Origin of the sequence: Streptomyces sp. (genome assembly GCF_036524955.1) — a bacterium.
Taxonomy (GTDB): Bacteria; Actinomycetota; Actinomycetes; order Streptomycetales; family Streptomycetaceae; genus Actinacidiphila.
In genome coordinates, this window is record NZ_DATDBG010000324.1 from 1 (window position 1) to 12,019 (window position 12,019).

At 71.2% G+C, this 12,019-nt stretch carries 12 protein-coding genes and 4 pseudogenes; 9 read left to right on the plus strand and 7 right to left on the minus strand.

What is annotated here, in order from left to right; translation table 11 throughout:
- Window positions 1-39: 39 nt before the first annotated feature.
- The gene (gene dapE / locus VIW71_RS25600; RefSeq protein WP_331625007.1) at window positions 40-1,107 is read right to left on the minus strand and encodes a succinyl-diaminopimelate desuccinylase; all 1,068 of its coding nucleotides are present in this window, start codon (window positions 1,105-1,107) and stop codon (window positions 40-42) included.
- A 345-nt stretch (window positions 1,108-1,452) separates the two neighbouring features.
- Here dapE and VIW71_RS25605 point away from each other — a divergent pair, with 345 nt between their 5' ends.
- Window positions 1,453-2,394 (plus strand): heavy metal transporter, encoded by a 942-nt coding sequence (locus VIW71_RS25605; protein WP_331625008.1) that lies wholly within the window; start codon window positions 1,453-1,455, stop codon window positions 2,392-2,394.
- A 702-nt stretch (window positions 2,395-3,096) separates the two neighbouring features.
- Complete coding sequence (locus VIW71_RS25610; protein WP_331625009.1) at window positions 3,097-3,576, plus strand: ATP-binding protein; 480 nt, start codon at window positions 3,097-3,099, stop codon at window positions 3,574-3,576.
- A 231-nt stretch (window positions 3,577-3,807) separates the two neighbouring features.
- Here the strand turns inward: VIW71_RS25610 and dapC are convergent, their stop codons facing one another.
- Window positions 3,808-4,935 carry a succinyldiaminopimelate transaminase gene (dapC, locus tag VIW71_RS25615; protein WP_331625010.1) on the minus strand — a complete coding sequence of 376 codons (1,128 nt, stop codon included), beginning with the start codon at window positions 4,933-4,935 and terminating at the stop codon, window positions 3,808-3,810.
- 179 nt (window positions 4,936-5,114) lie between these two features.
- Window positions 5,115-5,435 carry a ferredoxin gene (fdxA, locus tag VIW71_RS25620; protein WP_033319951.1) on the minus strand — a complete coding sequence of 107 codons (321 nt, stop codon included), beginning with the start codon at window positions 5,433-5,435 and terminating at the stop codon, window positions 5,115-5,117.
- A 108-nt stretch (window positions 5,436-5,543) separates the two neighbouring features.
- Here fdxA and VIW71_RS25625 point away from each other — a divergent pair, with 108 nt between their 5' ends.
- Together VIW71_RS25625 and VIW71_RS25630 are read left to right on the plus strand one after the other, a co-directional pair.
- Window positions 5,544-6,572: a GNAT family N-acetyltransferase gene (locus VIW71_RS25625; protein ID WP_422664582.1), complete on the plus strand. Its 1,029-nt coding sequence runs from the start codon at window positions 5,544-5,546 to the stop codon at window positions 6,570-6,572.
- A complete protein-coding gene (locus VIW71_RS25630) occupies window positions 6,569-7,399 on the plus strand; it encodes a transglutaminase-like domain-containing protein (RefSeq protein WP_331625012.1) in 831 nt (276 codons plus the stop codon). Before VIW71_RS25625 ends, VIW71_RS25630 begins: the two co-directional genes overlap by 4 nt.
- 213 nt (window positions 7,400-7,612) lie before the next feature.
- Here VIW71_RS25630 and VIW71_RS25635 read toward each other — a convergent pair whose 3' ends face one another.
- Window positions 7,613-7,912 (minus strand): FAD-dependent monooxygenase, encoded by a 300-nt coding sequence (locus tag VIW71_RS25635; protein ID WP_331625013.1) that lies wholly within the window; start codon window positions 7,910-7,912, stop codon window positions 7,613-7,615.
- Window positions 7,913-8,151: 239 nt separating this feature from the next.
- Between VIW71_RS25635 and VIW71_RS26685 the strand changes: the two are divergent.
- Window positions 8,152-8,379, plus strand: a pseudogene (locus tag VIW71_RS26685) (transposase domain-containing protein); the annotation flags it as partial.
- Between the two features lie 170 nt (window positions 8,380-8,549).
- On the opposite strand, the gene VIW71_RS25640 reads toward VIW71_RS26685, so the two are convergent.
- A complete protein-coding gene (locus VIW71_RS25640; RefSeq protein ID WP_331625016.1) occupies window positions 8,550-8,690 on the minus strand; it encodes a hypothetical protein in 141 nt (46 codons plus the stop codon).
- A 131-nt stretch (window positions 8,691-8,821) separates the two neighbouring features.
- Between VIW71_RS25640 and VIW71_RS25645 the strand changes: the two genes are divergently transcribed.
- Both VIW71_RS25645 and VIW71_RS25650 read left to right on the plus strand, forming a co-directional pair.
- Window positions 8,822-9,430 carry a hypothetical protein gene (locus VIW71_RS25645; protein WP_331625017.1) on the plus strand — a complete coding sequence of 203 codons (609 nt, stop codon included), beginning with the start codon at window positions 8,822-8,824 and terminating at the stop codon, window positions 9,428-9,430.
- Window positions 9,431-9,447: 17 nt separating this feature from the next.
- Window positions 9,448-9,730 (plus strand): annotated as a pseudogene (locus VIW71_RS25650) (IS6 family transposase); the annotation flags it as partial.
- Here the strand turns inward: VIW71_RS25650 and VIW71_RS25655 are convergent.
- Window positions 9,721-10,053 (minus strand): annotated as a pseudogene (locus VIW71_RS25655) (transposase); the annotation flags it as partial. The pseudogenes VIW71_RS25650 and VIW71_RS25655 sit on opposite strands and share 10 nt — an antisense overlap.
- The gene (locus tag VIW71_RS25660) at window positions 10,053-10,253 is read right to left on the minus strand and encodes a hypothetical protein (protein WP_331625014.1); all 201 of its coding nucleotides are present in this window, start codon (window positions 10,251-10,253) and stop codon (window positions 10,053-10,055) included. The pseudogene VIW71_RS25655 and the gene VIW71_RS25660, both read right to left, overlap by 1 nt.
- 701 nt (window positions 10,254-10,954) lie before the next feature.
- On the opposite strand from VIW71_RS25660, the gene VIW71_RS25665 reads away from it, so the two are divergent.
- Both VIW71_RS25665 and VIW71_RS25670 read left to right on the plus strand, forming a co-directional pair.
- Window positions 10,955-11,524 carry a Uma2 family endonuclease gene (locus VIW71_RS25665; RefSeq protein ID WP_331625015.1) on the plus strand — a complete coding sequence of 190 codons (570 nt, stop codon included), beginning with the start codon at window positions 10,955-10,957 and terminating at the stop codon, window positions 11,522-11,524.
- A 248-nt stretch (window positions 11,525-11,772) separates the two neighbouring features.
- Window positions 11,773-12,019 (plus strand): annotated as a pseudogene (locus tag VIW71_RS25670) (pyridoxamine 5'-phosphate oxidase family protein); the annotation flags it as partial.

A 12,019-nucleotide genomic window follows, 5' to 3' on the forward strand; every position in this document is an offset into this window, starting at 1 on the left:
CGGATACCGCCTCGCCGCGGGGCGCGGACCGGTGGGGGCTCAGTCGGTCAGCCAGGCCCGCAGCTTCGCCTCGGCTTCGAGGACGGCGGCCACGGCCACGTTCTCCTCGCGGGTGTGCGCGAGGGTGGGGTCGCCCGGGCCGTAGTTCACCGCGGGAATCCCGAGCGCGGAGAAGCGCGCCACGTCCGTCCACGCCTCCTTCGCGGCGGGCGGCGTCCCGATGGCCGCGACGAACGCGGCGGCGGCCGGCTGCGACAGCCCCGGCAGCGCCCCCGGCGCGCTGTCGGTGAGGACCACCTCGAACCCCTCGAAGACGCCGCGCACCCGGTCCAGCGCCTCCTCCTCGCTCTGGTCGGGCGAGAAGCGGTAGTTGACCGTCACCACGCAGTGATCGGGGATCACGTTCCCGGCGTGGCCTCCGTCGATCAGCACCGCGTTCAGCCCCTCCGGATACACCAGCCCGTCGATCTCCACCCGCCGCGGCTCGTACGAGGCCAGGCGCGCGAGAATCGGCGCGGCCTTGTGGATGGCGTTCTCCCCCAGCCAGCTCCGCGCGGAGTGCGCCCGGCGTCCCGTCGTCCGCACCTGCGCCCGCAGCGTCCCCTGGCATCCGCCGTCCACCCGGCCGCCGGTCGGCTCCAGCAGCACCGCGAAGTCGCCGTCCAGCCACTCCGGGTGCCGCTCCACGAGCCGCTTCAGCCCGTTGAACTCCGCGGCGATCTCCTCGGCGTCGTAGAACACGAAGGTCAGGTCCCGGTTCGGCGCGGTCAGCGTCGCCGCCAGCCGCAACTGCACCGCCACTCCGGCCTTCATGTCCGACGTCCCGCACCCCCACAGCACCCCGTCCTGGTCCAGCCGCGACGGCAGGTTCCCGGCGATCGGCACGGTGTCCAGGTGCCCCGCCAGCACCACCCGCTCCCGCCGCCCCAGATTCGTCCGCGCCACCACGGCGTCCCCGTCCCGGTCCACCACCAGATGCGGCAGCCCGCGCAGCGCCCCCTCCACCAGATCCGCGAGCGCCTTCTCCTCCCGGCTCACCGACGGCACGTCCACCAGCTGTGCGGTGAGCCGCCCGGCATCCAACCCGAGATCAAGTGCACTGTTCATGCGGAAGAGCGTAGCTTTCGCCCCTGCCCGGATGCGCCCCGACAGGGCGCGCCCCGCGGGTACGCCCCCGCAGGGCGCGGAGAACCGCACGGCCAGCCCCCACGCACCGCGGCCCGCGACGAAACACAACCCAAAACACAACCCAGCCCGGCGAGCCCGGCGCACTGCCGGGCGCGCATGCGTCGTGGCTGGGCACGCCGTTCCCCGCGCCCCCCGGGTTGCCCTCACCCCCGGAGCGGGCGGCGCGCAGGAATGGCGAGCGGGCCCGGCGTCCGAGGGCGGGCGCACCCGCGGGGCAAGGCACTCCCACGGAGGAGCCGCGCTTCCCTTCGGTACCCTCACCTCGTGCCCACTCCCGCCAAGTCCCCCAAGGCCCCCCGCCGCCGGGGCCGGCGGTTCCTGACCGCCAGCGCCGGTCTTCTGCTGCTGGCGGCAGCCGGGTATGCCGCCTACCGCCTCGCCGAGGAGGGGCCGCAGCCGGCGGGCTGCACGGTCACCGCGAACGGCGACGCGTTGGATCTCTCGCGGGACCAGGCGGCGAACGCCGCGACCATCGCCGCCGTGGCCGCCTCCCGCGGCCTGCCCGAACGCGCCCTGACGATAGCCCTGGCGACCTCGCTCCAGGAGTCGCGGCTGCGCAATCTGGACCACGGCGACCGCGACTCCCTCGGTCTGTTCCAGCAGCGCCCCTCGCAGGGCTGGGGCACCGAGCGGCAGATCCTCGACCCGGTGTACTCGTCGAACGAGTTCTTCGACGGCCTGGTGAAGGTCGACGGCTACACCCGGCTGCCGCTGACCGTGGCCGCCCAGCGGGTCCAGAAGAGCGGCTTCCCGCAGGCGTACGCCAAGCACGAGGCCGACGCGTCGCTGCTCTCCGCGGCGCTGACCGGCCGGCAGAACGGTGCACTGAGCTGCACGACGGGCGCGGACACCGCGGACAGCGCGGGCGGGAGGCCGGGCGACACCGCGCAGGTGACGGCCCGGCTGACCCGGGAGTTCGGCAGTCGGCTCCGGCCGCGTACGGACGCCCGTCCGCGTACGGTCGCGGTGCCCTCCTCGCCCGCGGGCGGTGCGGCGGCGGCCGACCGGAACCGGCACGGCTGGGAGCTGGCGCAGTGGGCCGTCGCACACGCGCACGAACTCAAGGTCGAGCAGGTGTCGTTCGGCGGCATGCGGTGGCGGGCGGCGCAGTCCGGCAAGGGCTGGCAGCGGCAGGACCCCGGCGGCAAGGGCAGTTCCGCCGCCGCCCCCGCCGACGGCCTGGTACGCATCACCGTCGCTCGCTAGGGCCTGTCTGACACATGGCGCCGTCCGCCCGCACGGCGGGGCTCGCGGTGTCCGGTGCGTGCGATCGCAAGGCGGAGGGCCGTCCTCGCAGTGGGCGTAGCGGGCCTACTCGGACGGACCCGACAACGCGGCGAGCCTGCGTGCCAGGCACCGCGGGGCAGGCGGGATGTGTCAGACAGGCCCCAGCACCGCGACTGCGTGGCCCGTACGCGCCACCGTATACGTAACGCCGACGCGCACCCCGTCCGCGCGGGCACCCCGAACGCGCCCGTACCCCGCCTCGCACCGGCACCCGGAACCGCCCCGCGCATCCCGCCCGCATACGCACCGCGCCCCGCGGGAATTCGCTCACCGATTCCCCGTCTCACCCGTCCAGGCTATTCGGCGACCTCGGACACGGGCCACCGCCACACCATCCTTCCGGACGCGAATTCCCGTGCGCCATAAGGGATGTGACGTTTCTTCGTGGTCATATGAGCTGTCCGCTATACCCGATGTGCCGGATTCCTATAATGCGACACATTACCCATTCTTTACCTATCGCGCCCGCAACCTTCCCGCGCCCCGAGCGATAGTCACCACGTCCGCCGCCCGCTGATTCGCCCGGCGGACGGAAGGCCGTAAGACCGGAACACCGCACGACCGCACGACCCGAACACAGACCGTGAAGCCCGACGGTTCCCCCTCCGCACAAGGAGCACCATGTCCCTCCCCCTCCCGCGCCGGATCGCCCAGGCCGCTCTGCTGCTCGGCGCCGCCGCCGCTCCCCTGGTCGGGGCCGGCGCCGCGCAGGCCGCCCCCCTGCCCCAGCAGGACCTGGGCGGACTGACCGCCGTGGACGGCGCCGGCCTCGGCAGCACCGTGAACGGCGCCACGCAGCACAGGGCCACGCTGGCCGCGAAGACCGGCTCCGACGCCGTGAAGACCGCGCTGCCGACGGCCGGTCGGCTCGTCGGCACCACGAGCAGGGCCGCCGCCCCCGCCACCCAGCAGGCCGCGGGCGACGCCACCGACGTGGCCGGCCGGGTCGCCGGAGCCACCACGGAGTCCGCGACCGGCGCGATCCCGGCCGCCCGGACCCTTCCGGCCGCTCTCCCGAACGCGCGCACGCTCCCCGCAAACCTGCCCACCACCGGCCTCCCCACGGGCCGGCTCCCCCTCAGCGGCATCCCGCTGGGCTGAGCGATTCGCCCCTGCGACGAAAGGGACCCGGCGGCCGTGATGACCGCCGGGTCCCTTCCGCGCGACCTACGGGCCCCCGGTTCACCGGTAGCCGACGAGCCGATCGCCGCGCCCCTGTCGAACGGGGGCCCGCCGGCACGGGGTCGGAGTCCGGAGGAGAGGAGACCGGAGCGAGTGGGAGCCCGCCGAAGCGGGGAGAGCGACGGACGACGAGGACCGTCGACAGGGGATCTAAGCGGCCGGAGGCGAGGGGGCGGCAGAAACGGACAGCCTGCGCACCGCCGCTTCCACCCGTTCGTCCGTCGCCGTGAACGCGATCCGCACGAACCGCTCCCCCGCCGCTCCGTAGAACTCACCCGGCGCGACCAGGATGCCGCGCTTGGAAAGGTCGCCGACGGTCTCCCAGCAGTCCTCGGCGCGGGTCGCCCACAGGTAGAGGCTGGCCTCGCTGTGTTCGATGCGGAACCCGGCCCCCTCGAAGGCGGCGCGCAGGGCGGCCCGGCGGCGCGCGTACCGCTCCTTCTGTTCCACCGCGTGCGCCCGGTCGCCGAGCGCGGCGATCATCGCGGCCTGGACCGGCTGCGGCACGATCATGCCGACGTGCTTGCGTACGGCGAGCAGTTCGGCGACGACCGCCGGGTCACCGGCGAGGAAGGCACCGCGGTAGCCCGCGAAGTTGGACCGCTTGGACAGTGAGTGCACGGCCAGCAGCCCTTCGTGGCTGTCCCCGCACACCTCCGGGTGCAGCACCGAGACCGGCTCCGCGCCCTCCCAGCCCAGCTCGATGTAGCACTCGTCGGACACCACGAGAATCCCGTGCTCGCGCGCCCACGCCACGATCCGGCGCAGCTCGTCCACGGCCAGCACCCGCCCGGTGGGGTTGGAGGGAGAGTTCAGCCACAGCAGCCGCGTCCGCGCCGGGTCGAGATCGGCGACCGGGTCGTCGTAGGTCACCGGCTGCGCGCGGGCGATCAGCGACCCGACCTCGTAGGTCGGGTAGGCGAGCTGCGGGTAGGCGATCAGATCGCCCTCGCGGAGGTCGAGCAGCGTGGGCAGCCAGGCGACGAGCTCCTTGGAGCCGATCAGCGGGAGGACGTGCGCCGGATCGGCGCCGGTCACACCGTGCCACCGCCGCAGATAGCCGGCCACCGCTTCACGCAGCGCGGCCGTACCGTGAGTGAGCGGATAGCCGGGACTGTCGGACGCGGCGGCCAGCGCCTGCCGGACGACGGCCGGAACCGGGTCCACCGGGGTGCCCACCGACAGGTCGACCACGCCGTCGGGGTGCGCGGCGGCAGCCGCCTTGTACGGCTCCAGGCGGTCCCAGGGGAACACCGGGAGGCGGGCGGAGATGCTCACGTGCTCACTTTCGTTTCGTACTGATCGTTCACCGGCACGCCTCCGTACCGGGGCACACCGCGGCTCCGATACCCGGGCACCGCCGTGCGGGGCTCCGCGCACAGCCCGCAGCCCCGCACGGCGGTGCGGCCGTACGGGGCCGGGGGCTCGGAGCCCGTCGCGTCACCTGCGGGGAGACCTCACTGGTTCTGCGGAGGCAGCTCGGCGATGAAGGGGTGGTCCCGCTCGATGAGGCCGAGCTTGGAGGCGCCGCCCGGCGAACCGAGCTCGTCGAAGAACTCGACGTTCGCCTTGTAGTAGTCCTTCCACTCCTCCGGGGTGTCGTCCTCGTAGAAGATGGCCTCGACCGGGCAGACCGGCTCACACGCGCCGCAGTCGACACATTCGTCCGGGTGGATGTACAAGGACCGGGAGCCCTCGTAGATGCAGTCGACCGGGCACTCTTCGATGCACGCCTTGTCCTTGACGTCGACACAAGGCTGCGCGATGACGTAGGTCACGCTGTCGTTCCTCCTCGATAGGGCTCATCTCGCGCGGGAGCGCGGCGTCGTCGATGCCCGCACCTAGTATCTCCGTTCCTGGGCACGAACCGAACAGGAGGGGCACGCATGCCAGGGGATTTCTCGTCCGGAGCCCGTCTCGAACTCCGGATCACCCCCACTGACGTGGGAAAACGTGTCTCGGTGCGGCGGTTGGTCGAGATCACCGACGGGCATCCTACGTTCACCGATACGGTCGGTGTTCTCGCATCATGGAATGCGGGAGTGGTCTGCGTCACACGGCGATCCGGAGAAACCGTCCGGATCGCGGAATCGGAGCTCGTGGCGGGCAAGGTGGTGCCACCGGCTCCGGTACGGCGCGGGGCGCGGGTGATTCCTGTTCCATCCGTGACCGCTGAGGAACTGGAGGAGATCGCCTCCCGGGCATGGCCGGCCATCGAGACGTCGCGTCTCGGGGAGTGGACACTGCGGGCGGCCTCCGGGTTCACCCGGCGGGCGAACTCGGCACTGGCGGGCGGGGAGCCCGGGGTGCCACTGGAGGAGGCGCTGTCGGTGGTGGCGCGCTGGTACCGGACGCGGGGGCTGACCCCGTACGTCCAGCTGCCGGACACCTCTCCGTACGCGGCGGCGCTGGACGCGCTGGGCTGGGCCCGGGAGGGCGACACGGTGGTGCGCACGGCGCCGCTCGCGCCGCTGCTCGACCTGCCGTCGCGGCCGGGCGTCGTCCTGTCCCGTACACCGGACGCCGCGTGGCTCGCCGCGTACCGCCGCACCGGGGAGCTGGCGGAGGCGGCGCTGAAGGTGGTGTCCGGCGGGCCGTCCGTATGGTTCGCGTCATTGGCGGGGGCGGAGGCCGAGGCCGGGGCGGAGGCCGTAGGGGCCGGGGCGGTGCCCGGCGCGATAGGGCGGGCCGTGGTCGACGGGCCGTGGGTGCTGTTCGGGGCGGTAGAGGTGGCGCCGTCCCACCGGCGTCGCGGGCTGGCCACGGCGCTGATGGGCGCGCTGGCGCGCGAGGCGTACGCCGAGGGGTCGACCGCCGCGTACCTCCAGGCCGAGACGGACAATGACGCCGCCCGCGGCCTCTACGACCGGCTCGGCTTCACCGACCACCACCGCTACCACTACCGGCGGCCATGACCTCTTCCCCTTCTGTACGTGAACGGTTCGCGGCGGCGGCCCGCGAGGAACGCCCGGACCTGGCCGAGCTGTGCCTTCTCATCGGCGCCGAGGCCGACCCCGCACTGGACGGCACTCCCTGCGACCTCGCCCAGATCGAGCTGGACCGGCTCGCGGGCCTGCTCCCGTACGGTCTGTCCACGCCGCTGGAATGGGCGACGGCCCTGCACGAGCTGCTCGGCGTCCGGCACGGCTTCCACGGCACCCCCGCGGACTACCGCAGGCTCGGCTCCTCCCTCCTCCAGGAGGTCCTGCGGCGCCGGCGCGGCCTGCCGATCCTGCTCTCGGTGGTCTGGATGGAGGTCGCCCGCCGGGCCGGGGCTCCGGTCTACGGTGTCGCGCTCCCGGGCCACTTCGTCGTCGGTTTCGGCGACCCGGCCGGCCCGTACGTCCTCGCCGACCCGTTCGACGGCGGTCGCGTGCTGTCCGCCGCCGACACCGAACTCCTCGTCGCGGGCGCCACAGGGTCCCCGCTCACCCCGGACATGCTTGTCCCCGCCGACCCCCTCGACACCGTCCAGCGCGTCCTGAACAACATCCGCGCCTGGGCCTCCCCCCGCCCCGAACACCTCCCGGTCCAGCTCTGGACCCTCGACCTCACCCTCCTCCTCCCCCGCCACCCCGCCAAACTCCGCTACGAACGTGCCCAACTCCTTGTCCAGATGGGCGACTTCCTCGGAGGCGCCGCCGCGATGGAGGAGTACGCGGAGGTCATCGGCTCCTTCGACCCGGAATCGGCGACGGGCATCCGCAGGAAGGCCCGCGCGGCGCGCGCGCTCCTGAATTAGCGGGGTGGGGCCTGACCGGACCACGGGCCGGCGCCCCGGGGGTGCGCGTTGCTGCGTCTCGCAGCGGCCCTCGACCGTGGCCTCCACGTCAAACAAGTGTGAGCGACAGTCGGGGGGGTAGCCCATCAGCTCAAGGGCCCTACCGGGCGGAGTTTGGTTTGTCGTGCACCGGCGGCGCACCACGTGGTGCCGCCCTGTCCGGTGAGGATGGATTCACGGGGCGGAGACCAGTGCGCTGAGGGTTCGTCCGATGACGGCGGGAGCTTGATCCTGCTGCCCTCGGGCCAGCATTTCCGCGAGGTGGTGCGAGGCTTCGACCACTGACTCCACACGGTTGCGGCGTCGGGTCTCGTACGCGTGCAGCGCAGTCGGTACTGAACCCCGGGTGGTGAGGACTTCGGCCAGGACGAAGGCGTCCTCCAGGCCCATCGCCGCGCCCTGCGCCAGCGTCGGGACGAAGCAGTGCGCCGCGTCCCCGGCCAGGGCGATCCGCCCGCTGACCCAGTGCGCCATGGGTGGACCCTGGATGCGCTCGCTTGAGTGCGACTCGGATACGGCTCAGCGAGAACGGAATTCCGGTTTCCGGAAGTGTTCCATGACGACCGGCCTGGTCAATGCCGTTGCTTGAGCAATGCATGCAGTTCGTGGTGACCTGTCGGGAGGTGCGGTCGTTGGACTTGGCATGCATCCATGGGTGGGGTTATCCGATCATGTCCGGCTGGGCGCGGTGACCCGATGGGTGACCCCGGGGCTTGTCACCGAGGTGCTGGCTCAGTGCAACGTCCGCGACAAGAAGCCCGGGGCCCTACCGGCCAGGTTCATGGTCTACTTCACGCTCGCCTTTAGCACTCTTCCAGCAGGACTCCTACGACGACGTGGCAGAGCACATGGTCGGTGGTATCCCGGAGCTGAGCGGGCACATCCCGAACAAATCCTCGTTCACCCGGGCCCGCCGCCGCTTGGGTCCGCAGGTCCTGGAGACGGTGTTCCGCAAGTTGGCCGGGCCGCTGGCCCCGACGGGCCTGGAGGGGTCCTTCTACCGCGGGATGCGCATCGCCGCCGTGGACGGGTTCGTGCTGGACGCCCCGGAGACAGAGGCGAACCGGCACCGGCTCGGAGGCTCGAAGGACGCGCGCGGGCAGGAAGCGGGCTATCCACGGGTGCGAGTGGTGACGCTGACCGAGACCGGGACCCACGCGCAGATCGACGCGGCGGTGGACGGCTTCTGCCGCGGTGAACCGGAGTTGGCGATCGAGCTCGCTCCCTCGGCGGCCGGAATGCTCGTGATCATGGACCGGGGTTTCCCGGGGGTCGCGCTGTGGCGCGCCTATACCGGTGCCGGTGCCCGCCTGCTGATCCGGGCGCGCTCGTGCGTGGCCGCACGGCCGATCGAACACCCCGGATGGAACGTATCTGGCCCGGATGACCCTGGCCGGGCAGAAGCGAGCGGCACCAGGACATGTTGTCCTGCGCGTGGTCGAGTACCGGGTCGACGGCGGCGAAGTGATCCGGCTGCTGACCGACATGCTCGATCCCGAGGAGTTCCCGGCAGCCGAACTCGCCGGCCTCTATCGGGAAAGGTGGGAAGCGGAATCTTCATACCGCCAGGTCAAGACGTTTCAGCGCGGCCCGCAGCAGGTGCTCAGGTCGGCCCATCCGGAACTGGTATTCCAGGAGGTGTGGGCCCATCTGGTCGTGCACCACTGCTTGACCAGGATCGTCATGGAGCTTGCCGCAGGCCAGGGACTCGACCCGGATCGCATCTCGTTCCTCAAAGTCCTCAAGCACGTGCGGCGCAGTGTGATCGCGCGGACCGCCACTACGGCCGCCAAAACGAAGGCGTTCATGAGCATGCTCGCGGCGAAGGTACGTCGCAAGCTCGACAGCGGCCCCCGACGGCCGCGCGTCGCCGACCGGCTACTGAAACGGCCGGACTCGAAGTACTCCTACCGCGCCAAAGGCCAACGACGCACACCCGCCCGCAGCGCACCGGCCAGAAACATCACACTGCACCCGGCCATAGTTCAGTAGTTAAGCAACGGCATTGGCTGGTTACCGACAAGTGCCGCTCCTACGGGCCGGCACACCGGGAACTGATGGGCTCGGTGGAACACCGCTCCCACAAGGGGCTGAACAACCGGGCGGAGAACTGAGGCGCCCCGCGTTCCCCGATCGGCCCAGAAGTTCCTGTCGGCGTTCAGCCAGATCTCGCCGCACTTCCGGCCCCGATGCCACCTGCTCACCGCCACCGAATACCGCACCGAGATGCACCACCGCTTCGAAACCTGGAACCAGATCACCGGCACCACCGCCATGCCCACCACGGCCTGAACCAGAGACGAAACCAGACCCACGACACCCCGACACACCCTCAACCAGCCACCGACCAACAAGTTGACAACGCCAAAAAAGCCATAGACCGTGCGCCAAGGGATCCAGAAATCGACCGGAATGGCCCTCCACTTGATCCCATTGTCGTTCACGTAGCGGATGGCATCGACCACGTTGCGGCGCGGATGCTTCTCCGGACGGCCGCCCGTTGGCAACTCGCAGGCCGGGACAGGCAACAGCGGTTCGAGGACGGCCCATTCGGCGTCCGTGGTGTCACTGGGGTAGCACCGCTCGCGCGCGGCCGACGGTCGGATCTCGTTCATCAGCGTTCCATGCGGGTGAGGACTTCCAGGGTGGCCTTGACGCCGCCGAGCTGGTCCAGGACCAGGCGGATCCATTCGTCGTCGGGGGCCTTCTTGGCGTGCGGGGCAATGATCCCGGTGATGAAGTTGGTGACCCGGTGCAGTTCCGCCTGGAAGATCGCCCGCTCGTAGGAGATCCAGACCTCGCTCTCCTCCGACATCTGAAAGCCGTTCCCGTCTGCTGTAGGTCACCGGCGGCAGTCCTTCCTTGACCGCGACCTTCCGCAGGAACCTCAGGCCCGCCCAGACCTGCGACGGCGTGCGCTTGGTCGCCCGGCACAGCTGGGGGAGCGTCAGACCCGCCGGCCTTGCTTCTTGCAGAGCTTTGCGTACCGCCTTGTCGGGTGTCCCAAAGCTCTGCTACCGAACGCGGGGGTCCGGGGTCGTTGCGGGTAACCACGAGCCGTCGGTGTACCGCGCACACCGGCAGGGTTTCCGGGTCCGGGTGCTGCCAAGGCCGCCGGGGCCGTGCCGTGCCCGTCGGCAGTTCGTTGGAGGTACGTGACGACCACGAGTGCCCTGGCCGAGGCGTTGCGCCGCGACGCGGCGGTGCTGCTGGAGACGTGCCGGGCCGGCACCTGGGTGCCGGACCCGGCCGAACGGGACCTCGCCGAAAACCTCGCCCGCAGCCGGTGGGACGCACACTGCCTGCGCGCTGCGGGAGGCGGAGCCGGGCGTGCGGGCCGGGCGGCTCGTTGCCGGCCGCCGACATCGTGGACCAGGCCGCAGGCGCCGAGGATACCGTTCTGCAGTTACGCGTCCTGGTCGACGTCCTCACCACCTGGCCATGAGGCGACCGAACCAGGCGACACCGGCCCTGCGGACAGGGCACACTGGAAGCGGTCGCAAGGAGGTGGAAGACGTGAGCGTAGCCAGCATCGAGCAGCACGGCGGTCCCTGGACCGTGGACGACGTCCTCGCCCTGGACGAGGACCGCAGGTACCGGTACGAGCTGCTCGGAGAGTCGCTGGTCATGTCCCCCGCCCCCGGCCTGCGCCACCAGCGCGCCGCGTTCCGCCTTCATGTCGCGCTGGACGCCGCAGCCCGTGCGGCCGGCGCCCCGGTGGAGGTCCTGGAGGCCATCAACGTGATCTTGCCGTCCGGCCTGGTCGTCCCCGACATCGTGGTCGCCGACGCGGGCGCGACCGCGCAGGACGGCGTCTCCATCGACGCGGAGGCGGTGCTGCTGGTGGTCGAGCTGGTCTCCCCCGGCAACGCCACTATGGACCGCCGGTTCAAGCCCATGCTGTACGCCGAGGCCGGCATCCCCGCCTACTGGCGGCTGGAGAGCGACCCCGCCCCCATGCTGGTCATCTCCGAACTGCAAAGCGGCCGGTACATCGAGCGCACCACCGCACTGGCCGGCGCCGTCACCCGCGTCGCCAAGCCGTTCCCCTTCGAGATCGACCCCGCAGGACTCGCCCGCCAGTAACCGCACGAAGCCCCGGGCCGCCGTGGAGGTGAGCGCGGCCCGGTTTGGTTACGTGGCGGCAGGCTCCGGGGACACACTCTGAGGCTCTTGTCCGGCGGGCGTGCCTAGGGTGCGTTTCAGAAGTGGATCATTACAGTGATCCACTTCGGGGGTGGTCCTGGGTGACCTGTCGGTGATCAGTAGGTCGCGGCTGGAAGCTCTACTGCGTCCGACAGCGAGGATGGTCCGGCTCTGTCTACAGTGGCCCGATGCGTGAAACGCCCGAAGAACTCAACGAACTCCAGACCCTGCTCGACGCCTCTCTGCACCGCTCCACGGCCCACCTCCGCTCGATCATCACCGAGCGCACCCTGACCGCGGAGCAGCTCACTCAAATCCTGGCTGGCATGTGCACGCTCGCTCTGTCCACCGTGACGGCGAAGGGCGAGCCGCGGATCAGTGGCGTGGACGGGCATTTCCTGCACGGCAAGTGGCACTTCGGCACGGCGCGCAGCG